Annotated in this window: 21 protein-coding genes; 17 read left to right on the top strand and 4 right to left on the bottom strand. The window is 74.0% G+C overall.

Annotated elements, in window-relative coordinates; all coding sequences use genetic code 11:
- Together ACWDBB_RS08735 and ACWDBB_RS08730 are read right to left on the bottom strand one after the other, a co-directional pair.
- Positions 1-1,111, bottom strand: a 1,111-nt coding sequence (locus tag ACWDBB_RS08735; protein ID WP_449788888.1) for a polysaccharide deacetylase family protein, incomplete at its 3' end; no start/stop codon positions are given.
- A gap of 232 nt (positions 1,112-1,343) precedes the next feature.
- The gene (locus tag ACWDBB_RS08730) at positions 1,344-3,170 is read right to left on the bottom strand and encodes an AMP-dependent synthetase/ligase (RefSeq protein WP_449788874.1); all 1,827 of its coding nucleotides are present in this window, start codon (positions 3,168-3,170) and stop codon (positions 1,344-1,346) included.
- 398 nt (positions 3,171-3,568) lie between these two features.
- On the opposite strand from ACWDBB_RS08730, the gene ACWDBB_RS08725 reads away from it, so the two are divergent.
- The 6 genes from ACWDBB_RS08725 to ACWDBB_RS08700 all read left to right on the top strand — a co-directional run bounded on the left by ACWDBB_RS08725 (position 3,569) and on the right by ACWDBB_RS08700 (position 10,347).
- Entirely contained in the window at positions 3,569-6,649 is a 3,081-nt protein-coding gene (locus tag ACWDBB_RS08725; protein ID WP_449788873.1) for a sensor histidine kinase, read from the top strand.
- The gene (locus ACWDBB_RS08720; RefSeq protein WP_449788872.1) at positions 6,646-7,065 is read left to right on the top strand and encodes a roadblock/LC7 domain-containing protein; all 420 of its coding nucleotides are present in this window, start codon (positions 6,646-6,648) and stop codon (positions 7,063-7,065) included. Before ACWDBB_RS08725 ends, ACWDBB_RS08720 begins: the two co-directional genes overlap by 4 nt.
- 8 nt (positions 7,066-7,073) lie before the next feature.
- Positions 7,074-7,673, top strand: coding sequence for a DUF742 domain-containing protein (locus tag ACWDBB_RS08715; protein WP_449788871.1), 600 nt, complete (start codon positions 7,074-7,076; stop codon positions 7,671-7,673).
- A gap of 103 nt (positions 7,674-7,776) precedes the next feature.
- Positions 7,777-8,328 carry a GTP-binding protein gene (locus tag ACWDBB_RS08710; protein ID WP_449788887.1) on the top strand — a complete coding sequence of 184 codons (552 nt, stop codon included), beginning with the start codon at positions 7,777-7,779 and terminating at the stop codon, positions 8,326-8,328.
- A gap of 424 nt (positions 8,329-8,752) precedes the next feature.
- Positions 8,753-8,941: a hypothetical protein gene (locus ACWDBB_RS08705; protein ID WP_449788870.1), complete on the top strand. Its 189-nt coding sequence runs from the start codon at positions 8,753-8,755 to the stop codon at positions 8,939-8,941.
- A 485-nt stretch (positions 8,942-9,426) separates the two neighbouring features.
- Entirely contained in the window at positions 9,427-10,347 is a 921-nt protein-coding gene (locus tag ACWDBB_RS08700; protein WP_449788869.1) for a winged helix-turn-helix domain-containing protein, read from the top strand.
- Positions 10,348-10,512: 165 nt separating this feature from the next.
- On the opposite strand, the gene ACWDBB_RS08695 is transcribed toward ACWDBB_RS08700, so the two are convergent.
- Positions 10,513-11,295: an IclR family transcriptional regulator gene (locus ACWDBB_RS08695; RefSeq protein WP_449788868.1), complete on the bottom strand. Its 783-nt coding sequence runs from the start codon at positions 11,293-11,295 to the stop codon at positions 10,513-10,515.
- Between the two features lie 426 nt (positions 11,296-11,721).
- On the opposite strand from ACWDBB_RS08695, the gene ACWDBB_RS08690 reads away from it, so the two are divergent.
- From ACWDBB_RS08690 to ACWDBB_RS08665, 6 genes are all read left to right on the top strand, one after another.
- Positions 11,722-12,819, top strand: a complete 1,098-nt coding sequence (locus tag ACWDBB_RS08690) for an ABC transporter substrate-binding protein (RefSeq protein WP_449788867.1) — start codon at positions 11,722-11,724, stop codon at positions 12,817-12,819.
- A gap of 79 nt (positions 12,820-12,898) precedes the next feature.
- Entirely contained in the window at positions 12,899-13,927 is a 1,029-nt protein-coding gene (locus ACWDBB_RS08685) for an ABC transporter substrate-binding protein (RefSeq protein WP_449788866.1), read from the top strand.
- Positions 13,927-14,790, top strand: a complete 864-nt coding sequence (locus ACWDBB_RS08680) for an ABC transporter permease (protein ID WP_449788865.1) — start codon at positions 13,927-13,929, stop codon at positions 14,788-14,790. Before ACWDBB_RS08685 ends, ACWDBB_RS08680 begins: the two co-directional genes overlap by 1 nt.
- Positions 14,787-15,557, top strand: coding sequence for an ABC transporter ATP-binding protein (locus tag ACWDBB_RS08675; RefSeq protein ID WP_449788864.1), 771 nt, complete (start codon positions 14,787-14,789; stop codon positions 15,555-15,557). Before ACWDBB_RS08680 ends, ACWDBB_RS08675 begins: the two co-directional genes overlap by 4 nt.
- Positions 15,558-15,773: 216 nt before the next feature.
- Positions 15,774-16,679: an ABC transporter substrate-binding protein gene (locus tag ACWDBB_RS08670; RefSeq protein WP_449788863.1), complete on the top strand. Its 906-nt coding sequence runs from the start codon at positions 15,774-15,776 to the stop codon at positions 16,677-16,679.
- A 3-nt stretch (positions 16,680-16,682) separates the two neighbouring features.
- Positions 16,683-17,771: an LLM class flavin-dependent oxidoreductase gene (locus tag ACWDBB_RS08665; RefSeq protein WP_449788862.1), complete on the top strand. Its 1,089-nt coding sequence runs from the start codon at positions 16,683-16,685 to the stop codon at positions 17,769-17,771.
- A gap of 134 nt (positions 17,772-17,905) precedes the next feature.
- Here ACWDBB_RS08665 and ACWDBB_RS08660 read toward each other — a convergent pair whose 3' ends face one another.
- On the bottom strand, positions 17,906-18,898 hold the full coding sequence (locus tag ACWDBB_RS08660) for an aldo/keto reductase (RefSeq protein ID WP_449788861.1): 993 nt from the start codon (positions 18,896-18,898) through the stop codon (positions 17,906-17,908).
- Between the two features lie 459 nt (positions 18,899-19,357).
- On the opposite strand from ACWDBB_RS08660, the gene ACWDBB_RS08655 reads away from it, so the two are divergent.
- The 5 genes from ACWDBB_RS08655 to ACWDBB_RS08635 all read left to right on the top strand — a co-directional run bounded on the left by ACWDBB_RS08655 (position 19,358) and on the right by ACWDBB_RS08635 (position 23,632).
- Positions 19,358-20,377 (top strand): LLM class flavin-dependent oxidoreductase, encoded by a 1,020-nt coding sequence (locus ACWDBB_RS08655; protein WP_449788860.1) that lies wholly within the window; start codon positions 19,358-19,360, stop codon positions 20,375-20,377.
- A 390-nt stretch (positions 20,378-20,767) separates the two neighbouring features.
- Positions 20,768-21,334 carry a TetR/AcrR family transcriptional regulator gene (locus ACWDBB_RS08650; RefSeq protein WP_449788859.1) on the top strand — a complete coding sequence of 189 codons (567 nt, stop codon included), beginning with the start codon at positions 20,768-20,770 and terminating at the stop codon, positions 21,332-21,334.
- A gap of 86 nt (positions 21,335-21,420) precedes the next feature.
- On the top strand, positions 21,421-22,068 hold the full coding sequence (locus ACWDBB_RS08645; RefSeq protein ID WP_449788858.1) for a DUF4865 family protein: 648 nt from the start codon (positions 21,421-21,423) through the stop codon (positions 22,066-22,068).
- 17 nt (positions 22,069-22,085) lie between these two features.
- Entirely contained in the window at positions 22,086-22,682 is a 597-nt protein-coding gene (locus tag ACWDBB_RS08640; RefSeq protein ID WP_449788857.1) for a carboxymuconolactone decarboxylase family protein, read from the top strand.
- Positions 22,679-23,632: a phosphotriesterase family protein gene (locus tag ACWDBB_RS08635; protein ID WP_449788856.1), complete on the top strand. Its 954-nt coding sequence runs from the start codon at positions 22,679-22,681 to the stop codon at positions 23,630-23,632. Before ACWDBB_RS08640 ends, ACWDBB_RS08635 begins: the two co-directional genes overlap by 4 nt.
- Positions 23,633-23,664 lie beyond the last annotated feature (32 nt).

The raw sequence follows: 23,664 nt of genomic DNA, 5'->3' as shown, positions 1-23,664 counted from the left end.
GGCCCAGGCGTCCTGCCAGGCCCAGCCGTGGGCGACGTGGATCCGGGACAGCTCCTTGTAGCGGACCATCAGCCGCGCGGCCGGGTGGTCGATGCAGCAGGCCGGGGTGCCAGATGTTGGAGGCGCCCCAGCTGAAGTCCGCGTCGGCGGTGAGCACGGTGCGGATGCCGCAGTTGGCGGCGGCTTGGAGGGTGTCGGCGTTCCAGGCGAAGAACGGCGGGCGGAAGAACGTCGGCGCGGTGCCGAAGAGGCGGGTCATGGCGTCCCGGGCGTCGCAGATCTCGACCTGCTGCTGTTCCAGCGGGAGCTTGCTGAGGTCGGCGTGGGAGACGCTGTGGTCCTGGACCGATGAGCCGGGCACGGCGGTGACCCGGCGGAAGAAGGCCGGGTCGGCGGCGGCCGGCATCGGCAGCGGGAAGGCGGTGATCGGCAGCCGGTGGTCGGCGATGAACCGCTCCGCCTCGGGGGTGCGCTGCCAGCCGTCGTCCACGGTGAAGAAGACGACCTTGTCGTCGGTGGGGACGGAGCCCGCGGCGACGGCCGGGGCGGGCGCGGGGCCGTCCACCCGGACGTCGTCCACCGAGAACGGGCCCTGCTGGTACCAGCCGTGCACGTACAGTCGGACGCTGTGCGCGTTCGGGCCGGTGGTGAACCGGGTGCTCAGCCGCTGCCAGCCGCCGCCGGTGGTCTCCGTCCAGGCGGGCGCGACGTCCTTGCCGGTGCCGGTGGCGCCCAGGTGGACGAAGTCGCCGCGCACCCACGCCGAGGCGGTGTAGGTGGTGCCGGGCCGGACCGCGACGGTCTGCGCGCACTCGCCGGTGGAGTCGGCGTTCGCCGGGGTGACGGTCAGCGCCGAGGCACCGGTGTGCGGGGCGGTGGCGGTGACGGCCGCCTCGGCCGGTCCGCCGGTACAGGTCCAGCCGGGGATGCTGCCCCAGTCGGCGAGGTCGGGGGAGGGCGCCTCGAATCCGGGGTTGGTGGCGAGGTTGACGGTCTGTGCGGCCTGAGTGGTCTGTGCGGTCTGCGCGGTTTGTGCGGCCTGCGCGCTCGGCGCGGTGAGGCCGGTGAGCAGCGCGACCGAGGCGGCCAGCGCGGACAGGCGCATGGACATCGACACGTGGGGACTCCAGCAGGTGGGGGCACGCCCGCGGGGAGGGCGTGAGCGGAATCGGACCGTGGAACTCGGGAACGTGTCGCAACAATGGACTAGACCAATAGGGTCGTCAAGGGAACGGTGGATGAACCCGGTGGTCATCGCCCGGCCACCGCGCCCGCGACACAAGCGACAAGACGGTACGGCAGGGCCAGCACGGTAACGTCGGGTTCGGGCGGGCCGGGCCGGTTCAGGACAGGTACAGCTCATCGATGTCCGCCGCGTAGTACTCGGCGATCGCCGCCCGCCGCAGCTTGAGCGAAGGGGTCAGCAGCCCTTGCTCCTCGCTGAACTCCCGTGGCAGCAGCCGGAACGCGCGGATCGACTCGGCCCGTGAGACCGCCGTGTTCGCGACCGCCACCGCACGCTGGACCTCCACGTGCAGGTCCTCGTCCGCGAGCACCGCCCAGGGGTCCCGATGCTCCCGCCCGCGCGTCTTCAGCCAGTGCGCCAACGCCGCCGGGTCGAGCGTGATCAGCGCCGCCACGTACGGCCGGTCGTCGCCCACCACCAGGCACTGGGAGACCAGCGGGTGCGCCTCGACCCGCTCCTCCAGGGCCGCCGGGGCCAGGTTCTTGCCACTGCTGGTGACGATGAGGTCCTTCTTGCGGCCGGTGATGCTGAGGTAGCCGTCCTCGTCCAGCCGGCCCAGGTCGCCGGTCGCGAACCAGCCGTCGACCAGGGACTCGGCCGTGCAGCGCGGATGGTTGAGGTAGCCGCCGAAGACCGAGCCGCCGCGCACCCACACCTCGCCGTCGTCGGCGATCGCCACCGAGGCGCCCGGCACCGGCTGCCCGACCGTGCCGAGCTTCTGCCGGCCGACCGGGTTACCGGTGATCGCGGCGGTGGTCTCGGTCAACCCGTAGCCCTCGTACAACTGGAGGCCGGCGCCGGTGAAGAACAGACCCAGTTCGCGCCGGAGTGTGGAGCCCCCGCACATCACGCTGCGCACCCGGCCGCCGAACACCGCCCGCAGTTTCGGGTAGACCGTCCGCTCGTACGCGAGGTGACGCAGCCGAAGGGCCGCACCCGGGCCGGGGCCGCGGCCGAACGCCTTCTGCTCCCGGGCGGAGGCCCAGTCGACGGCCACCTGCCGCGCCTGTTCGAAGAGTTCGCCGCGTCCGGCGTCCTCGGCGGCCCGCCGGGCCTGCCGGAAGATCTTCTCGAAGACGTACGGGACGGCGTGCAGGAAGGTCGGGCGGAAGGTCTCCAGCGCGGGCAGCAGCGCGTCGGTGGAGACCTCGGGGACGTGCCCGATCCGGAAGCCGCCGCGGATCGCGGCGATCTGCACGGCCCGTCCGTAGACGTGCGCGAGCGGCAGGAACAGCAGGGTGGCGGGACGGCCGCCGCCGGTGTCGCGCAGGACGTCCCCCCACCCGGCGAGCAGGGCGTCGGCCTCGGCGGCCAGGTTGGCGTGGGTGATCAGGCAGCCCTTGGGGCGGCCGGTGGTGCCCGAGGTGTAGACGACCGTGGCGACGTTCTCGGCGGCGACGCCCAGGCGCTGGCGGTGCACCAGGGCGTCGGGCACGCCGCGGCCGTCCTCGGTGATCGCGGCGACGCAGTCGCGGTCCAGCTGCCAGATTCCGGTGAGGTCGGGCAACGCGTCACAGACCGCGCCGACCGTCATCGCCGCGTCCTCGTCCTCGACCAGGCAGGCCACCGCCTGGGTCTCGGCGAGGATCCAGCGCACCTGCTCGGCGGCGGCGGTGGGGTAGACGGGGACGGTGATCGCGCCGATCGACCAGAGTGCGTAGTCGAACAGTGTCCACTCGTAGCGGGTGCGGGACATCAGGGCGACCCGGTCGCCGTAGCGCACGCCATGGGTGAGCAGGCCCTTGGCCAGGGCGAGCACCTGGGCCCGGAACTCCCGGGCGGTGACGTCCCGCCACTGGCCGTCCTCGGCCCGCCGGGACAGCTGGACCAGGTCGGGGGTGCGCTCGGCGGTGTCGTAGAGGGAGTCGGCGAGTCCTCCGGTGGCCTCGGACGCGGCCGGGGCGGGAGTGGTGAACTCGCGCACGGTCCTCCCCAGTTCGGTGCCGGTGGTACGGGGTGGGCCGAAACTATCGGATCGTCCCGGCACTGCCCAGGGTTGTGACGGTGACGCGACGAGATCGGCACGGGTCGCCTCGGGTGGTGCCGCCCACGGGGAGGCGCGGGAAGGCGCGGGGAGGAACCGGTGAGGAACCGGGGAGGACACGGGGCCCGCTGTCAACCCCGCCGTCCGGGCACCGGCGGGCATCACCGCCTCTCGAAGGAGTGGTGACGGCGTAGTAGAGTCTCGCAGACCTGTGGCCGGGAACCCTCCTCCGACCTTTCCCTCAGCACCTCCACACCACCCCACGCCGCTGTCCGGCCCGGCCCCACGCCACCCCACCGCTCCCCGTCCGCGCCTGGCCATCCCCGACCGAGGACTCCATGCGTCTGCGCAGCAGCTCGATCCGCGCGAAGATCATCGCGCTGCTCCTGGTGCCCATCGTCGCGCTCGCCGCCCTGTGGGCGTACGCGACGATCGCCACCACCGGGGACGTCTGGAGCCAGCTCGGCATCAGCCGTACGTACAAGGAGTTCGAGGGCCCGGTCGACCAGTACACCGGCGACCTGCAGAACGAGCGCCGCGCCGCCGTCCAGCGGCTGGCGGACCCGCGCTCGCCGGTCGCCAGGGAGGCCTACGAACAGGCCAAGGCCGCCACCGACCGCAGCCTGGAGGTGTTGCGGCAGAAGAAGGACGGCTCCGCGGGCAAGCTCTCCGCCCCCCAGCGCGGCCGCTTCGTGCAGATCATCGCGGCCGCCGACCAGCTCGGGCCGCTGCGCGCCCAGGTCGGCCGCTCCGCGCTGAACTGGGAGTTCGCGCTGGGCCAGTACAGCGACCTGGTCAAGCCGGTGTTCGGCTTCCGGTCCGCCTACGTCGCCCGGCAGAGCGGCCAGCTCCCCCGCCAGGGCACCATCCTGATCGAGCTGGTGCGCGCCCGCGAGTACCTGTCGCAGGAGGACGCGGCGATGGAGGGCCTGCGCACCGGCGCCGCCAAGCCCACCGCCGAGCAGTACCAGGCCGCGCTGGACGCCCTGCACAACCAGCAGGCGCTGTTCACCGTCTACGTCGCCGAGCTGGACCCCGCCGACCAGTCCGACTACATCGCGCTGCGCGGCGGCGAGGCCTGGGGCGCGCTCGCCCGCGCCGAGGCGGACTTCGTCGGTGCCGGCGGCCCCGACCGGGTGGTGCAGGCGCTCAACAGCGACTCCTGGCGGGAGACCGCCGACCGGGCGCTCGGCGACCTCGCCTCGATCAACAGCCGGATCTCCGCCGGGCTGGACGAGCGCGCGCGGTCCACCTCGATCGGACTGCTCTGGCGCGGCGGCATCGCCGGTGCCATCGGCCTGGTCGCCGTGGTGCTGTCGATCATGATCTCGTTCCGGATCGGCCGGGGTCTGGCCCGGCAGCTGATCGGCCTGCGCAACGCGGCCGACGAGCTGGCCGGCACCCGACTGCCGTCCGTCATGCTGCGGCTGCGCCGCGGCGAGTCGGTGGACGTGGCCACCGAGGCCCCCGAGCTGCACTTCGGGGACTCCGAGATCGGCCAGGTCGGCCAGGCCTTCAACGCGGTGCAGCGGGCCGCCGTCGAGGCCGCCGTCGAACAGGCCGAACTGCGGCGCGGGGTCTCGGCGGTGTTCGTCAACCTGGCCCGGCGCAGCCAGGTGCTGCTGCACCGCCAGCTCACCCTGCTCGACACCATGGAGCGTCGCACCGAGGACCCGGCGGAGCTGGAGGACCTCTTCAAGGTCGACCACCTCACCACCCGCATGCGCCGGCACGCCGAGGGCCTGATCATCCTGGCCGGCGGTTCGCCCGGGCGCGCCTGGCGCAAGCCGGTCCGGATGGTGGACGTGGTCCGGGCGGCGGTCGGCGAGGTCGAGGACTACGCCCGGGTGATCGTCCGGCCGTTCCCCGGCACCGGCCTGCTCGGCAGCGCCGTCGCGGACGTCACCCACCTGATCGCCGAACTCGTCGAGAACGCCGCGGTGTTCTCCCCGCCGAGCACCCAGGTCACCGTCCAGGGCGAGGTGGTGGCGCACGGCTTCGCGCTGGAGATCGACGACCGCGGCCTCGGACTGAGCGAGCAGCTGCTCGCCGAGATCAACGAACGCCTCGCCGTGGAGCAGGAGTTCGACCTCGCCGACACCGACCGGCTGGGCCTGTTCGTGGTCAGCCGGCTGGCCCGCCGGCACGGCATCCGGGTGCACCTGCGGCCGTCCCCGTACGGCGGGACGACGGCGGTGGTGCTGATCCCGCGCGAGCTGCTCGCGGAGGCTCCGGACGGGATGCCGGAGCCGGGCGCGGCCGGGAAGCGGTCCGCGGCGGGCGGCCGGCGCGGGCAGCGGGACCTGGTCGCGGTGCCGGGGTCGGGGGGAGCCACCCCGTCGGCGGCCACGCTCGGGTCCGGCGGTGCCGGGGCCGGTGCGGCTACCGGAGGTCGCGCGGGAGCCGGCGCCGACGGCGGCTCGGGTGGCCTGGTCGGCAAGCACCGCGGGACGACGGGCGGGCCGAGGCCCTCCGCGCCCGACGCGGGCCGTACGCCGGGCGGGCTGCCGCGCCGGGCCTCCCGGAGCAGGGGTGGGCCGGTGCTGGTCCCCGCTCCCGCGGCGGACACCGAGGACGCGCCGGGGACGGGCCGTCACCGGCGGGAGGACGCGGTGGTGGCCGCGGCCGAGGCGGCCGTCGCGGCTGCAGGTGCGGTTGCCGGTCCGGCTGGGGCTGGTCCGGCTGGGGCCGGTCCGGTGGTGGCGGACGGCGACGACGCCACCGGCGCCGTCGGGCGGGCCGACGCCGTTCCCGCTTCCGCTTCCGTTCCCGCTTCCGCTCCCGCCGCGGACGCCGCGCCGCTCCGGACGGCGGGCGGCCTGCCCCGGCGGGTCCGGCAGGCGAACCTGGCGCCGCAGCTCAGGGACCAACTCACGGAACAGCTGAAGGAACGGTTCCGCAACGGGGCCGAAACCGACGGCGGGGAGACCCGCGAGGTCAGGGAGCGCTCGCCCGAGGAGGCCCGGGCCACCTTCGCCTCGTTCCAGCGCGGCTTCACCAAGGGGCGGGGCGCCACGGCTCCGACGGACCGCACAGGTGCGTCCACCGGCGCGTCCACGGGCCGCACCGGTGCGCCGGCGGACCGCCCCGGTGCTCCGTTGACGGATCGTCCCGGCACGCCCGACGATCGTCCCGGACGGACGGAGGGACGGTCCACCGCCGTACCGGTCTGGCAGCCGCCGGACCGGTCCCGGCGGGCGATCGGCCCGGCGCCCGCCCCGGCGGCGCTGCCCGCGCCGCAGGACACCGGCCGGGCGCCGCTAGCGCGTCGGGTGCCGCCCGGGCAGCCGGTCCGCCGGAGCCCGGACACCGGTGCGCCCGCGCCACCTGCCGTACCCGCACCACCTGTCGTACCCGCGCCACCCGCATCACCCGCTCCACACGCACCACCCGCTCCAGCGGAAGGAACTGATTCATGACCACGTCGATGCAGTCGTCCGGGGACCTCAACTGGCTCCTGGACGACCTGGTGGGGCGCGTCGCGGCCCTGCGGCACGCGGTGATCCTCTCCAACGACGGCCTGGCCACCGGTGCCTCCCGCGACCTCGGCCGCGAGGACGCCGAGCACCTGGCCGCCGTCGCCGCCGGGTTCCACAGCCTGGCGAAGGGCGCCGGGGGGCACTTCAAGGTCGGTGGCGTCCGGCAGACCATGGTCGAGCTGGACGAGGCCTTCCTCTTCATCACGGCCGCCGGCGACGGCAGCTGCCTGGCCGTGCTGAGCGAGGCCGAGGCGGACATCGGCCAGATCGCGTACGAGATGGCGCTGCTGGTCAAGCGGGTCGGCGAGCACATGGCCGCCGAACCGCGCACCGAAACCGCCCCGCCGGTGAGATGAGCGGTCCGATGGCGGATCCGAAGGCGGATGTGCCGGACGGCCCCGAGACGTCGGACGGCCCCCAGGTGCCGGTAGGCACGGCCGGGCCGTCCGGCGTCGGCGGTTCTGCCGGTGCCTACGGTCCGGGCGGCGCGGGCGGTCCGGGCGGTCCGGAGGCCGTGGCGGGGAACGGGCAGGCGGATCCGGACGGGCCCGACGTCGACCTGTTCCGGCCGCGCACCCCGGTCGACGACCGCTGGTTCGACGACGAGGCCGGCCCGGTGGTGCGGCTCTACTCGATGACCCGCGGCCGCACCCGGCCGGTCGAGGAGGGGCTGTTCGACCTGATCTCACTGGTCACCGCCGTCGATCCCGGGCCGGTCGCGGGGGCCGTGCCCGCGCACGTCCTCGACCCGGAGCACCAGACGCTGCTCACCCTGTGCCGCCGCGAGCCGCTCTCCGTCGCCGAGCTCGGCTCCTACACCGACCTGCCGGTCAGTGTGGTGCGGGTACTGCTCGGCGACCTCTACGACGCCGAACTGATCAGCGTCACCCGACCCGTTCCGCTCGCCGAGCTGCCGGACGAGCGCCTGCTGCGAGACGTGATCAATGGACTCCGTGCGCTCTGACCCCCACCCCCACCCGGTCGCCACCGGGCCGTACCGGGACGACACCGCGCCCCATCCGGCGAACGTCAACGACCCGCGCTGGCGCGGAGGTCCGGCCGTCGCGGTGAAGATCCTCGTCGCGGGCGGCTTCGGCGCCGGCAAGACCACCCTGGTCGGCTCGGTCAGCGAGATCCGGCCGCTGCGCACCGAGGAGGAGCTCAGCGAGCTGGGCCGCCCGGTGGACGACACCTCGGGGGTGGAGGCGAAGCGCACCACCACCGTGGCGATGGACTTCGGACGGATCGACCTTCGGCCTGGGCTCGCGCTCTACCTGTTCGGCACGCCCGGGCAGGACCGGTTCTGGTTCGTCTGGGACGAGTTGGCCCGCGGCGCGCTCGGCGCCCTGGTGCTCGCGGACACCCGGCGGCTGGCCGACTGCTTTCCGTCGGTGGACTTCTTCGAGCAGCGCGGCATCCCGTTCCTGGTCGCGGTGAACTGCTTCGAGGGCACCGAACGGTTCGCGCCGGACGAGGTCCGCGAGGCGCTCGACCTCGACCGGGACATTCCGGTGCTGCTCTGCGACGCGCGGGTGCGGCAGGACGGCAAGGATCTCCTCGTCGCGCTGGTCGAGCACGTCGCGTCCCTCAGACGCCGCCGCGCCACGGTCGGCGCCTGAGGGGGGCTCGGCTCCGGTTCGGATCCTGACCCGCCCGGCCCGGCTCGGCTCCGGTATGGCCCGCCCGGCTCGGCTCCGGCCCGGCGCGATTCGGTACCGATCCGACCAAGGCCGTGAGCCGGCCGTTGTTCCGCCGTGCGACGACTCGGCGGGTGGACGCGCCGACCTGCGCGTTCCGCTATCCGTCTCATTAAGCTGTCCACATCCCGGACGATCACTGCGCGGAAGGTTGCCTAGACCGCCCCGGCCGTGGAAGGCTCTGTGGTCGAAGGCCGCCCGGCCGTGCCGTCGGGAGCGCCGGAAACGCCACGTTCACAAGGGCGTTGCGACCGGCGGACGGCCTTCGACGAACCGGCGAGGCATCGTCGGCGGGCTCCGGCAGCGGTGCGCCGCCGGGTGGAGAACGAAGGGGGAGGGCAGCAGGATGACCGTCGGCCGACGACGCATCATCACCGCCGCGCCCGGCTCCCCGACGTCCGGTGCCCTCATGCTCGGCTCCCTGATGACCGGTGCCTCCATGACCGGCGCCGCCGTGCCCGGTCCCGCCGATCCGGCGCTCACCGTCCGCCGCTACATCGACCACGCGCTGATCTGCAGCGCGTGTTGTCGCTGACCGGCCTGACCTTCCCGGTACGTCCCCGGCGCTGACGGCCCACCCGGCCCACCGCCCGACGCACCGCCGAAACCCGTCGACCAGGCCGTAGCGGACCGCCCGTCCGGCGTGCCGCGGCCGACCAACCGGACCCGCCCAGCGGAGAGAGCACCAGTGAACATCGTCTGCCCCAGCACCGTCCCCGGCCTCGTCGGCCGTACCCGAACGACCGGGTCGGCCCCCGCGATGCGCGCGGGTGGACGGACCGGGCGGTGGAACCGGTGCGGGAGCCGTGCCGCGGACAGCCGACGGGGTCGCCCCGACCTCGAGCCGTTCTGGCCGTCCCGGCAGCCGCACCTGTTCGATCAGACGTGTCCCGGCTCGCCCAGCGCGTCCCGGCCCGCCGCCCGCTGACCCGGTTCGACCCGGTCCAGCTCAGGCAGTACGCCCGGTCGACGCGCAGACGACTCCACCCCGTCCGTCACGCGCGAAATGAGCGGCACACCATGTCTTCTTCCTCCACGGCCACCCTGCCCCTGCCCACCGCGACCCCGCACCTGCGCGCGGTCCGCTCCGTCCCTCCGGTCTCCTCCGTTCCCGTCACCGTGCCGGTCGGTCCCGGCGCGCCGGGGGCCGCCGGGCCGTCCGTCCCCTCGGCGCCGGTGTCCGACCGCTGGCCCGGGGCGGCGGCCCGTGCGCCCCACGCCGGGCCGACCCATGCCGGTCCGGCCCACGCCGGGCTGACCCACGCCGGTCCGGTTCGTCCGGCGGCCGTCCCGGCCCCCGCCGTCGCCCAGCCGGGCGCGGTGGCCCCGCAGGTGCCCCAGGCGCTGCTCGCCGCGCTGCCGGAGGGGGCGGCCGTCGTCGCCACCCTGCCGCAGGGCGTGCTGCCGCAGGGCCTGCTGGCGCAGTACGGCACGCAGACCGGCGGCGCGAACGGCGGCCCGCTGGTCGGGTACCTGGTGCTGGTGCCGGCCGAGAGCCTGGCGGCGGGGGCCGCGGGCCCGGGGACGGCCGGCCTGTCGGGCGGTCCTGCCGCTGCCGGGATCGCCGCCTCCGGGGGCCACGCCGTCCCCGGGGCCCACGCGGGTTCCGCCGCCCACACCGCCTCGGGGGTCCGTCCGGTCCGCCCGGCGGGACGCGGCATCGCCGTCGACACCGAGCGGCGCAACGCCTACGTCGACGGGCGGCTGCTCGACCTCACGTACCTGGAGTTCGAGCTGCTGGCCCACCTCACCGAGCACCCGCAGCGGGTGCACACCCGGGACCACCTGGTCTCCGCGGTCTGGGGTTACGGCCACGTCGGGGACGGGCGGACGGTCGACGTGCACGTCGCCCGGCTGCGCCGCAAGCTCGGACCGGCCTACCGGGACACCATCGTGACGGTCCGCCGGGTCGGCTACAAGTACACCCCGGCCGCGGTCTGACGGCGGGCCGTCACCGTTCGGTCCGGCAGCGGACCGCTCGTCCCGGATGTGGACGGGCGGTCCGCTGCTTCGTCGAGTTCCGGTTCGTCGCGCTTCGGTTCGTCGCGTTCGGGCTCGTCGAGTTTCGGCTCGTGGTGTTCCGGGCCGTGGTGTTCCGCCGGACCGTCAGGGGCGCTGGTCCGGCGGCAGGAGGAGGACGGCGAGGGCGTCGGCGCAGCTGCGGGCGTGGCCGAGGAACCAGTCCAGCCGGTCGTCGGTGAGGTGCGCGGGCGTCGATCGGACCGCCAGGGCGAACCGCGCCTGCCCGGCGCCGTCCAGGACCGGTACGGCCACGGTTCGCACCCCGGCCGCCGACTCGCCGTCGTTCAGCGCGTGACCGGCCGTCCGCACCTTCGCCAACTCCTCGCTCAGGGCGGCGGGTTCGGTGATCGTGCGGTCGGTGAAGGAGGGCAGCGGGCCGAGTGCCGGCGGTGCCGTCTCACCCGGGCGCGGCCAGGCCAGCAGGACCTTGCCGAGCGCCGTGGAGTGCAGCGGGCGGCGCAGGCCCAGTCCGGTGTCCGGGCGGACCGAGCCGCCGACCAGGATCACCGCGTGGGCGCCGCTGCGGATGGCCAGGTCGGCCGTCGCCTTGGTGCGCCTGGACAGCAGCTCCAGCTCGGGTCCGGCGAGGTGCAGCCCGCGCTGGTGGAAGGTGAGCTGGCCGAGCTCGGCGACGGCCGGACCGAGCCGGTAGCGGACGGTCTGCTCGTCCTGCTCCAGGAACCCGGCGCTGACCAGCGTGCGGGCCAGCCGGTGCGCGGTGGAGACCGACAGGCCCATCCGGCGGGCCAGGTCCGAGGCGCTCAGGTCGGGGCCGTTGTCGTGGAAGCAGTGCAGCAGCCCGAGCGCGCGCTGGACGGCCTGCGCACCGGCCGGCGGACTCTGGACGGCGGTGGCGGCCTCGGCCATGGCACCTCGCGTTTCGATGGGAACTCCGGACGGGCGGCCGGAGGCGGGGTCTCAGCGTAGGGCAGCCAGTGCTGCGGGAATGTGTCGATGACGTTGCAATGGAATGGCGTTGATGAACAACTGATCCCACCATGTGGCAAAAGCTTGCTTCCGGTTCGCCCGCCGTGGAACGCTCCTCGTGTCGCGCCGGACGGCCACTCGGCCCGGGCGGCGCCCGCCCCGACTCCACGGAAGGAGAAGCGCCGTGACGTCCCACCGGTGTCTCCCCTTCCATGCGTGTTGTCGCTGACCGACCCCTCCGCGCCCGGCCCGTCCTGCATCGTGGCGTACAACTCCCTTGCGCACCAAGCCTCCTGGGCCATCGTGCGGTGATCGATCCCGACCTCCTCCGGCCGTCGCCGGAGCCCCCGTAGAGGACCAACTCCGTTGTCCAGTCGTATCCAGAACCCCTCCGCGCTTCCCGACACGCTCTGGTTCACCCGCTGCCCGGTGCCCACCGCGACCGGGATCGCCGCCGACCAGGGCCGGCTCGCCCGCGAGTTCGCCGCCGACGGCATCGCCGTCCGCTCGCTGCAGGATGCTCCGCCCGAGGTGGCCGCTGACCACCACTACACCCACGCGCTGACCGGCCTGTTCCGGGAGGGCGGCAACGTCCCCGCGCTGTGGGCCCGTTCGCGCGGCGAGGCGACCAGGCTGATCGGCCTCACCTGGATCGAGGAGCGCCAGGTGGTCCTGGTCCGGGCCGGCAGCGGCGTCACCGGGCCGGAGCAGCTGCGCGGGCTGCGGCTGGCAGTCCCACATCATGACATCGGCATCGACTTCTGGCGGGCCATGGCGCTGGCCGGCTTCCGCGGCGCCCTCGGGCTCGCGGGCCTCACCCTGGCGGACGCCGAACCGGTGGACGTCCCAGGGATCCCCGGCGGCGGGCAGTGGTCCGCCGAACTGGCCGCACTGCGGGACGGCACGGTGGACGCCGTGTACGTGAAGGGGGCGCTCGCCGTCGAGGCGGCCCGCCGGATCGGTGCGGAGGTGGCCGTGGAACTGGATGCGGCACCCGACCGCCGGAGTCGGGTCAACAACGGCACGCCCCGGCCGATCACCGTCCACCAGCGGCTGCTGGACGAGCACCCCGAACTGGTCGCCCGTTTCCTCGCGGTGCTGCTGGAGTCCGCCGACTGGGCGGCGGAGCACCCGGAGGAGGTGGGCCGGATCCTGCGGGTCGAGACCGGCGCTGGGGCGGAGGGCGTCGTCGGAGCCTATGCGCCGGGCAGCCACCGGACCCTGCACCTGGACCTGTCGGGGGAGCGGCTGGACCTGCTGGCGCTGCAGGAACGATTCCTCAGGGAGCAGGGCTTCCTTGCCGCGCCGGTGGACGTGCAGGCGTGGGTCGACCCGGAGCCGCTCCGCGCGGCCCGCGAGCTGCTGCGGGTGCGGCGTTCGGGCGGGGGTACGGGCGGGGGCGCCGGGGCGGGTGTCGGGGCGGGTGTCGGTGCCGGCGGCGTTCAGATCACAGACTTCAGCTGACAGCGTTCAGCTAACAGATTTCGAAAGTTGTCAGCTGTCATCTGTCCGCTGCCATCTGTCACTCACCTGGAGAATCCCCGTGAAGATCCCCGGTCTCGCCCGCGCCGCCATCGCGCTGCTCGCCTCCACCGCCCTGGCCGCCTGCGGCTCGTCCACCGACGGGGCCAAGGCCTCCGCCGGGGGCGGGACCGACGGCAGGGCCGAGGTCGTGCTCCGCCTGCCCGACCCCGGCAACAACGGCTTCCTCGCCCGAGGCAAGAAGGACGGCTCGCTGGACCAGGCCCTCGCCGCCGTCCACGCCAAGGTCGCCTGGACCGGCAGCGCCGGCCCCTTCGCCCCCGCCGCCCAGGCCCTCTCCGCGGACCAACTGGACGTCGCCCAGGGCTCGATCACCTCGGCCGTCGCCGCACTCGCCCAGAAGCCGGGCTTCAAGCTGTTCGCCCAGACCGCGCCCGACGGCGTCGGCGAGGGGATCCTGGTGAAGAACGACTCACCCGTCAAGACCGTCCAGGACCTGGTCGGCAGGAAGGTCGCCGTCTCCCAGGGCGGCACCAGCGAATACCTGCTCCTCAAGGCGCTCGCGAAGAACGGCGTCCCGGCCGACAAGGTGGAACGGGTCTACCTGCGCGCCGACCAGACCTCCGGCGTCTTCAACTCCGGCCAGGTGGACGCCTGGGCGACCTGGAACACCTTCTCGACACCCGCCATCGCCAACACCGGAGCACACTTCCTGGTCAACGGCCAGGAGGTCGGCTCCGACAACTACGCCGTCTGGGCGGTGCGCAGCGGCTTCGCCGACAAGCACCCCGAGGTGGTGAAGGCCTTCTACGGATACCTGCGCGAGAACGGCGAGAAGGAGAGGGCCGACCCGGCCGGCTACCTCAACGTGTTCACCGACGCCGGCCCGACCGCCGTCACCCCCGCGGAGAAGGACGTCGCCGTGAACGTCAGCCGGCAGGGCACCCCCGCCGACGCCATCTCCGACGCCGACACCGCCCGCTTTGCCACCGTCGCCCGGTTCTTCGCCGACCAGAAGGTCACCAAGCAACTGGTGGACGTCAAGCCGTACCTGATCGACGTCAACAAGCTCGGGGACGTGGCCAAGTGATGACCACGACCGAGGAGTTCCCACCGGCGGACACCCGGGCGGCGCTGGCCGCCGGCCTGGTCGCCCCACAGAGCCGGCGCCTGCGCCCCCGCCCCCGCGCGCTCGCCGTGACCCTGCGCACCATCGGTCCGCTCGCCCTGCTCGGTGGCTGGGCGCTCGCCTCGGCCACCGGCGCGCTGACCCAGGACGTGCTCGCCTCACCCGCCCAGGTCGCCCAGGCCGTCGGGGAGTTGTGGGGCAACGGCCAGCTGACCGACGCCCTGTCCGTCTCCCTCACCCGCGCCGGGTTGGGCCTGTTCTTCGGCGCGACCACCGGACTGGTGCTCGGTGTGGTCACCGGATTCACCCGCCTCGGCGAGGAGTTGCTCGACTCCGCGATCCAGATCCTGCGCACCGTCCCGTTCCTGGCCCTCGTCCCGCTGTTCATGGTGTGGTTCGGCATCACCGAGACCGCGAAGGTGGCCCTGATCGCGGTCGCCACCAGCTTCCCGATGTACGTGTCCGCCTCGGGCGGAGTCCGCAGCACCGACCGCAAGCTGGTCGAGGCGATGCGCAGCTTCGGCCTCGGCCGCTGGGCGATCGTGCGCACGGTCGTGCTGCCCGGCGCGCTGCCCTCGCTGCTGTCCGGACTGCGCCTGTCGATGACGCTCAGCGTGATCGCCCTGATCGCCGCCGAGGAGATCAACTCCACCGAAGGCATCGGATACCTGATGGCCCAGGCGCAGAACTACTCGCGCACCGACGTCCTCGCCGTCTGCATCCTGATCTACGGGCTGCTCGGCCTCGCCGCCGACGGCATCGTCCGAGTCCTGGAACGCGTGCTCATGCCGTGGCGCCAGGCCGTCCAGGGAGCGGCCCGATGACCACCGACCCGACCGGCACCGCCACGCTCGCCCCATTCACCACGCCCGCGTCCGCCTCCGGGCCCGAGGAGGCCGTCCCGGCCGTCCACCTGCGAGGTCTGCGCCGGGTGTTCGGCACCAGGGCGGTCCTCGACCGGATCGACCTCTCCATCGTCCGCGGCGAGTTCGTCGCCCTGCTGGGCGCCAGCGGCACCGGAAAGACCACGCTGCTGCGCATCCTCGGGGCGCTCGACCGGGCTGACGGGGGAACCGTGCTCGTCCCCCCGGTGCGCACGGTGGTGTTCCAGGAGCCTCGACTGGTGCCGTCCAAACGGGTGCTCGCCAACGTCACGGTCGGTCTGCGGCGCGGCGCCGCGACCCGGGAGACCGGGCTCAAGGCGCTCGCCGAGGTCGGCCTGGAGCGGCACGCCGACGCCTGGCCCGCCACCCTCTCGGGCGGTGAGGCGCAGCGCGTCGCACTCGCCAGGGCGCTCGTCCGGGAACCGCGACTCCTGCTCCTCGACGAACCGTTCGCCGCCCTCGACGCGCTCACCCGGCTGCGCATGCAGGACCTCGTCGGCGACCTGGTGCGCCGCCACCGCCCGGCCGTACTGCTGGTCACCCACGACGTGGACGAGGCCGTACGGCTCGCCGACCGGGTCGTGGTGCTGCGCGACGGCCGGCTCGCCCGGGACGAAGCCGTCACCGTCGAGCGCCCGCGCGACCCGGCCGACCCAGCCTTCGCGGACCTCCGGCGCCGGCTGCTCGCCGACCTCGGCGTCCACTGACGCCCACCGACGCCTACCGATGCCCACGGACGCCCACGGACGCCTACCGATGCCCACCGACGCCCACGGACGCCCACCGACGCCTACCGACGCCCACGGACGCCCACCGACATCCACTGACGTTCACTCACGTCCGTGTACCACCGAACCCCCCCCGCGTCCCGCCGCATTCTCCGACATCCGACAAACCAAGCCCGCCCCACCGGAGTTGACCAGATGACCGTCACCCTCGGCGTCCACGCCAGCAACCCCTCGCTCTACTACCTCGCCCGACTCCCGTACCTTGACGAGGAACTGGCGCCGCTCGGTGAGACCGGCGCCTTCCACCACTACACGGACGGCACCCGCACCGGAACGTTGCTCGCCGAGGGCGTCATCGACTTCGGCGGCACCGGCTCCACCCCGCCGATCACCGCCCAGGCGGCCGGCCACGACCTGGTCTACGCGGCGGTCTCCGCACCCCGCCCGGACCACGGCGCCCTGCTGGTGCTGGACTCCGGCCCGGTGCGGACGGTCGCCGACCTCAAGGGCGCCACTGTCGTCCTCGCCGTGGGCTCATGGCAGACGCACCTGCTCGCCAAGGCCCTGCACGCGCAGGGACTTTCGTACGGCGACGATGTCACCCCGGTGCGCCCGGGAGCCGGCGAGGACCAGGCCCGGCGGCTGCGCGACGGCGAGATCGCCGGCTGGATCGCCCAGGGCGCCGAACTCGCCGCCGCCCGCCGCACCGGCGAGTTCCGCGAACTGGTCCGCACTGCCGACGTCATCACCGACCGCTCGGTGTTCTTCACCCGCCGGGACTTCGCGACCGGGCGCCCCGAGGTCGTCGCCGCGATCGCGACCGCACTGCGCCGGGCGGACGACTGGGCGGCCGCCCACCCGGCCGAGGCCGCCGCGATCGCCGCCGAGGAACTGGGCGGCACGGCCGCCGACTGGCAGGCCGCGCTGGTCGCACTGCCCTGGCGACTGGAGCCCGCCACCGCCGCGTTCATCGCCGAACAGCAGGAGGCCGCGGACATCTTCCACGGCGCGGGCTTCGTCGACCGGGCGCTGACCGTCGCCGACGCCCACCTCCCCGCGCTGGAGGCCCCGGTGGCCGCCGCGCTCGCGAAGGCGGTCTGAGCCGTGGCCTCCGAAGTCCTCTGGTACATCATCCCGCGCGAGGGGCAGTACCCCTGGGAACCGGCCGGGCGCCGCCCGGTCGACCTCCGCTACCTCCAACAACTCGCGGGCAGCGTCGAGCGGTTGGGCTACACCGGCGCGCTGCTCGCGACCGACCTGTACGACGTCTGGACCCTCGGCAGCGCACTCGCCGCCGCCACCACCCCGGCCTTCAAACCGCTGCTGGCCGTCCACCCCGGTCTGGTCTCGCCCACCCTGCTGGCCAAGATGGCGCTCAGCTTCGACCACCTGCACGGCGGTCGGCTGCGCTTCAACGTGGTGAACGGTTCGACCGCGCAGCTGCGCGAGTACGGACTGAACGTCGGGCACGACGACCGGTACCGGCTCAGCGGAGAGTACTGGTCGATCGTCAAGCGCCTCACCGCAGGCGAAGTGTTCGACCACAAGGGAGAGTTCTACGAACTGAAGGACGCGGGCGCGAGCCTGCGCGAGCTGGCTCCGGTGCAGCCCGGCGGCATCCCGCTCTGGTTCGGCGGCAGTTCGGCGGCCGGCATCGAGATGGCCGCCCGGCACGTGGACGTCTACCTGACCTGGGGCGAGCCGCCGCACCTGCTCAAGGCGAAGTTGGACCTGGTCCGCGAGCGCGCCGCCGCCCACGGCCGGAGCCTGCGGATCGGGCTGCGGCTGCACCTGATCGTCCGCGACACCGAGGACCAGGCCTGGGCGGCCGCCGACCGGCTGCTGGACGTCACCAGCGAGGCCACGTACGCGCGTCAGCTGGGCGGGGCGAAGGGGGAGGACGGGGTCGGCTGGCAGCGGCAGTTCCGCCAGCACGGCGGCAAGGTGCCGGCGCGGGCCCGGGAGCTGGAGGCCTACCCCAACCTCTGGCCGGGGATGAGCCTGTTCCGCCCGGGCCCCGGCACGGCTGTGGTCGGATCGACGGCCCAGGTGATCGAGCGCCTGCAGGAGTTCGAGGCGCTGGGCGTCGACACCTTCATCCTCTCGGGCAATCCGCTGCTGGAGGAGGCTCACCGGGTTGCAGAAACGGTTCTGCCTGCCCTGGGCATCAAGCGGTCGGCGCCGAACGATTGATGCCCGACGGCTGGCAGGTGACAAGTGACGGATAACGGATAACAGATGACAGCTGACAGATTTCGAAACCTGTCAGCTGTCGATCGTCAGCCGTCACCTGCCAGCCGTCACCCGACCGCAGGCGCCGCGCCCTCTCAGCGGCTCAGCCGGTCGATCTCCGCCAGCTCCTCCGCCGTCAGCGGCCCGCCGGCCAGCGCGTCGAGGTTCTGGTCCAGTTGGGCCACGCTGCTCGCGCCGATGATCACCGAGACCACCCGCGGATCCCGCAGCACCCAGCACAGCGCCAGCTGCGCCAGCGTCTGCCCGCGCCGCTCGGCGACCTCGGCCAGCGCCCGCAGCTGCTCCAGCTTCGGCCCGGTCAGCGCCTCCTCGGTGAGGAACTTCCCGACCGACATCCGCGAGCCCGCCGGCACCTCCCCGGACAGGTAGCGGTCGGTCAGCAACCCCTGCGCCAGCGGCGAGTAGGCGATCAGGCTGGTCCCGGTGTCGCCCACCGCGTCCAGCACGCCGGCGTCCTCCACGTACCGGTTGAGGATCGAGTACGCCGACTGGTTCAGCAGTACCGGTGTCCCCAGCTCGCGCAGGATCGCCGCCGCCTCCCGGTGCTGCTCCGCCGGGTAGTTGGAGATCGCGGCGTACAGCGCCTTGCCGGAGCGCACCGCGCTGTCGAGCGCCCCCATCGTCTCCTCGATCGGGGTGTCCGGGTCGTGCCGGTGCGAGTAGAAGACGTCCACGTAGTCCAGCCCCATCCGGTCCAGCGACTGGTCGAGGCTGGCCAGCAGGTACTTGCGGCTGCCGCCGTTGCCGTACGGGCCGGGCCACATGTCCCAGCCGGCCTTGGTGGCGATGAACAGCTCGTCCCGGTACGGCCGGAAGTCCTGGGCGAACAGGTAGCCGAAGTTGCGCTCGGCGCTGCCGTACGGCGGGCCGTAGTTGTTCGCCAGGTCGAAGTGGGTGACACCCCGGTCGAAGGCCCGGCGCAGCACCGCCCGCTGCACCTCCAGCGGCTGGGCGTCACCGAAGTTGTGCCAGAGCCCGAGCGAGACGGCGGGCAGCTGGACACCGCTGCGGCCGGCCTTCCGGTAGGTCATCGAGTCGTAGCGGTCATCGGCGGCGAGGTAGCTCATGCCGGACATCTTGCCAGCCGGCCGCGGCGGAGCGGGCCCTTGCCCCCGTTCCCGGTCGGTGCCTATGCTCGCCGCGGATCGTGTGCGCGCGAGGCGAGGGGGAGGCGAGATGGCAGTCCGGACCGTGACCGCCGCCGCAGCCCGCCGCTGTTGTCGCCGCCACCGCGGCACCGACCGCTGACGCCCCCGCGCGCCCTGCCGCCCCGAGCGGCCCGCCGCCCGCCCCGTCAGCCACGCCGCCGGTGCGGCCGTGAGACCGCGGCGCCGGACCACGCACCGGCTTCCCGGCCTCCGCACGGCTCACCCCGGCCCCCGGCCCCCGGCCCCGGCTCCGCCCAGCACGTCCCCGGGCGGACCCTTCCCCGACCCGTCCCCCGGACCGGCCCGACCCGAGCCGAGCCCGACCGAGTCCGACCCGAGCCCGACCGAGTCCGACCCGAGCGCCCAAGGAGACCCGCCGTGCGGTTCACCGTCTCGTCCCTCGTCGCCAACGCCCCCGACCCGGTCACCGGCGTCCGACGCACCCCACAACAGAAGCTGCGCAACGTCGTCGACCAGGCGGTCCTCGCCGAGCAACTCGGCTACGACGGCTACGGCGTGGGGGAGCGACACGGCGAGCCGTTCCTCTCCCCGGCACCGCCCCTGCTGCTCAGCGCGATCGCTGCCCGCACCTCCACCATCCGGCTGTTCACCGCGGTGACGGTGCTCAGCGTCCTCGACCCGGTCCGGGTGGCCGAGGACTACGCGATGCTCGACCAACTCTCCGAGGGCCGCCTTGAGTTGATCGTCGGCAAGGGCAACGACCCGCGGCACTTCGGGCTGTTCGGGCTCCCCGAGGAGCGCCAGTGGGAGGCGCTCGCCGAGAACTACGGCCTGCTGCGCGAGCTCTGGCGTGAGGAGAGCGTGACCTGGGAGGGTTCGACCCGTCCGCCGCTCACGGACGCCACCGTCTGGCCGCGCCCGCTCCAGGACCCGATCCCGGTGTGGCACGGCAGCGCGACCAGCACGCGGTCCACCGACCTCGCGGCCCGGCACGGCGACCCGCTCTTCTCCGCCAACTCCTTCCATCCGCTGGAGAAGTACCGGGCGCTGGTCGAGCACTACCGCGAGCGCTGGGAGCACTACGGGCACGACCCGGCGCGGGCCAGGGTGGGCGCGGGCTTCGGCGGACTGTACGTGGCCAAGCGCTCGCAGGACGCCGTCGAGGGCTTCCGCCCGTACTGGAACGCGCTGTTCGACTCGGCCGCCGGTCGACACAACAACTCGCCGTTCACGTCGCTCGAGGACGCTCTGGAGCGAGGTTCGGCGCTCGTCGGCAGCCCGCAGCAGGTGATCGAGAAGATCCACCGCTACCACGAGGCGTTCGGCAACGAGGTGGTCGGCATCGGGGTGGACGCGCTCACCGAGGAGGCGCAGCGCGAGCAACTGGAGCTGTTCGCAAGCGAGGTGGCGCCCGAGATCCGCCGCGCGCTGTCCTAGCCGCGCGGCTCCGGCGCCCGCCCGCGCATTGCGCCGTGCACCCCCTACGCGGCGTGATGCCGACCACCGTCCGTGACGTGACGCGCGCCACCTGGCGCGCCGGAATGCCGCTCGGCGGTGCGGGGGATGACGAACGGTCGAGGGGCCGTGGCCGCCGGGGGGCGGCGCACGGCCCTCGATCGTCCCGCCTGCGGCGGAGGGGCCCGCGGCCAGGCCTACGGCGGGCCCTGCGGAGGCCGTGCGGTGAGCCCGAGGATGCTCCGCGCGGGCCCTTCGGCGGACCCGAAGATGCCCCGAGGGAGACGCCGGGGAGACGCCGGGGAGATCCGTCGAGAGTCCGGGCGGGGTCCGCACTGGCTTCTGTACCTACTGGTATGTACAGTGCTCGGCATGAGCACCCAGGACCGCCTCATCGAGAGCACCCAGGACCTCCTCTGGGAGCGCGGCTACGTCGGCACCAGCCCCAAGGCCATCCAGCAGCGCTCCGGGGTCGGCCAGGGCAGCATGTACCACCACTTCGCCGGCAAACCCGACCTCGCCGCCGCCGCTCTGCGCCGCAGCGCCGAGCAGATGCGGGGCGTCGCCGAGGCCGACCTCGCCGTCCCCGGTACCGCCCACGACCGGATCGCCGCCTACCTGCGCCGCGACCGCGACGTCCTGCGCGGCTGCCGGATCGGCCGGATGGCCCAGGATCCGGACGTGGTCGCGGACCCACACCTGCGCGCGCCCGTCGAGGAGACCTTCGACTGGTTGCGCGGCCGGATCGCCGGACTGATCGCCGAAGGCCAGGCGGCCGGCGAGTTCGCCCCCGCCCTCGACCCGGCCGACACGGCCGCCGCCGTGGTCGCGGTCGTCCAGGGCGGCTACGTCCTGGCCCGCGCCGCCGACAGCGCCGAGCCCTTCGACCGGGCCGTCCGCGGCGCCCTCGGTCTGCTCGCCGCACACCGCACGGCCTGACGCCCCGAGCCCGTCCGTCGGTCAACCTGCCCGCCGGACGAGCAGCCCGTGGGACAACCTGCCCGTCGACCCCGAGGAGCCATGCCGTGCACGCCATGCAGTACGAGATCACCCTCCCCGCCGACTACGACATGGGCGTCATCCGCCGGCGGGTCGCCGACAAGGGGCACCTGCTCGACGCCCATCCGGGCCTCGGCCTCAAGGCCTACCTGGTCCGCGAGCGCGGCCGGCACGGCTCACCCGTCAACCAGTACGCCCCGTTCTACCTCTGGCGCACCGCCGAGGGCATGAACGGCTTCCTCTGGGGGCCGGGCTTCCGCGGTCTGAGTGCGGACTTCGGCCGCCCCGCCGTCCGGCACTGGCTCGGCGCGGGCCTGGTGCACGGCGCGTCGGCAGTGCCTGCGGCGTCGGCAGCGTCGGCGGGACCGGTAGGACCGGAAGGACCGGTACGAGCGGCCGAGACGGCCGGGCCGCCGACCACCGCCACCCGCGAGACCGTACGACTGCCGGAATCCGCCGACCCGGCCGAGGCCGTCGAACGGGCCATCGCCGAGCTGCCCGCGCACCCGGCCCTGCACACCGCCGCCGTGGCCGTCGACCCGAGCCGCTGGGAACTGCTGAGCTTCGCCCTCTGGCACGGCCCGGCGCCCGAGGACGTGCCCGGCATCCGGTACCAGGTGCTGCACCTGTCCCGCCCCGAACTCGACCGGCTGCCGGCCGGCCGCCACTGGTGAAAGGACCCACCGCCCCGATGTCCCCCGCGACTGCTCCCGCCGGCCCAGGCGGCACCGATCTCATCAACCTCACCGAGGCCCCGCTCGACCGCGCGGCCGGCCGCGCCCTGCTCGCCGACCTCGCCGGCCGGGGCGCCGCCGCCACCCTCGGTAGCCTGGACGCCCTCGCCCCCGGCTTCCCCGACTGGATCGTCACCGGCCTCTTCGGCGGCATCTACCAGCGCCCCGGCCTCGCCCTGCGCGACCGCCAGATCGCCAACCTGGCCGCCCTCACCGCCCTCGGCGGCGTCGAGCCGCAGCTCGCCGACCACGTCCGCTACAGCCGGCGGATCGGCCTGACGGAAGTGGAGATCACCGAAGTCATGGTGGGTCTCGCCCCGTACGTTGGTCTCCCCAAGGCGCTGGCCGGTCTGCGCGTCGCCGCCGCCACCTTCGCGGAGAGCCCCGCCGCGACCGCCGCCGCCTCCGACGACGAGACCGACGCCACGGAGACCACCACGGAGGCCGTCGCCACGGAGGCCGTCGCCACGGAGACCGTCGCCACGGAGACCACCACGGGGGCCGCTGCCGAGACCGCCATCACGGACGCCGCCACCGCCGAGGCCGAGGCATGAGCCGTACCGTCCGTACGGTCCTCGGCGACCTGGACCCCACCGCCCTCGGGGTCACCGACTCCCACGACCACCTCTTCATCCGCAGCCCGCTGCTCCCCGGCCAGGAGCTGGATGACCCGGACGCGGCCGAAGACGTTCTGCGTGCCTACGCCGCCGCCGGTGGCCGCGCCTTCGTCCAGTGGACCCCGCTCGGCCTGGGCCGGGGCGCGGACTCCCTCGCTGCGCTCTCCCGTACGACCGGCGTGCACGTCGTCGCCGCCACCGGCGCGCACCAGGCGGTTCACTACGCGCCGGGCTTCTTTCCCGAGTCCGACGAGGCGCAGACGGAGGCGGCGGAGCGCCCCGGCTCGTACGCCGACCTCGCGGAACGTTTCGTCGCCGAACTCACCACCGGTCTGCCCGGCGCGCCCGAGGGGGTCCGGGCCGGGTTGATCAAGGTCGCGGGCGACCCGGGGCCCGCCGGCCGGCACACCCGGTGGACGCTGGCCGCGGCCGCCGAAGCCCACCACGCCACCGGCGCGCCGATCGCCGTCCACCTCGAAGCCGACGGCGCGCCGCACTGGATCCTGGACCAGCTGCACGGTCGGCACGGCGTCCGGCCCGACCGGATCATCCTCGGCCACCTCACCCGGCTGCCCGACCGCGCGCTGCACCGTGCCCTGGCCGCCGAGGGCGTCCACCTCGCCCTCGACTGCCCCTCCCGGGCCGGCCACCCCGGCGACCACGACGCCTTCGAAGTGATCGCCGACCTGGTCGAGGAGGGGCACGCCCACCGGTTGCTCCTTGGCGCCGACACCACCACCCGGACCGCCCGCGCGGCTGGCGGTCCGGTCCGCCTGCTCACCGAGCTCGCCCCGCGCCTCGCCCGCAGCCACGGCCCCGAACTGCTCGAACTGCTCCTCACCACCAACCCGGCGGCCGCCTTCGCCGCCGACTGGCGCACGCCGTGAGGCATCCGGGCCGCCGCGGCGGAACCGGGCTG

The sequence above is a fragment of the Kitasatospora sp. NPDC001095 genome (assembly GCF_053598615.1).
The sequence above is the reverse complement of the archived record's forward strand: the minus strand, read 5'-3'. Positions and strand labels throughout refer to the sequence as shown.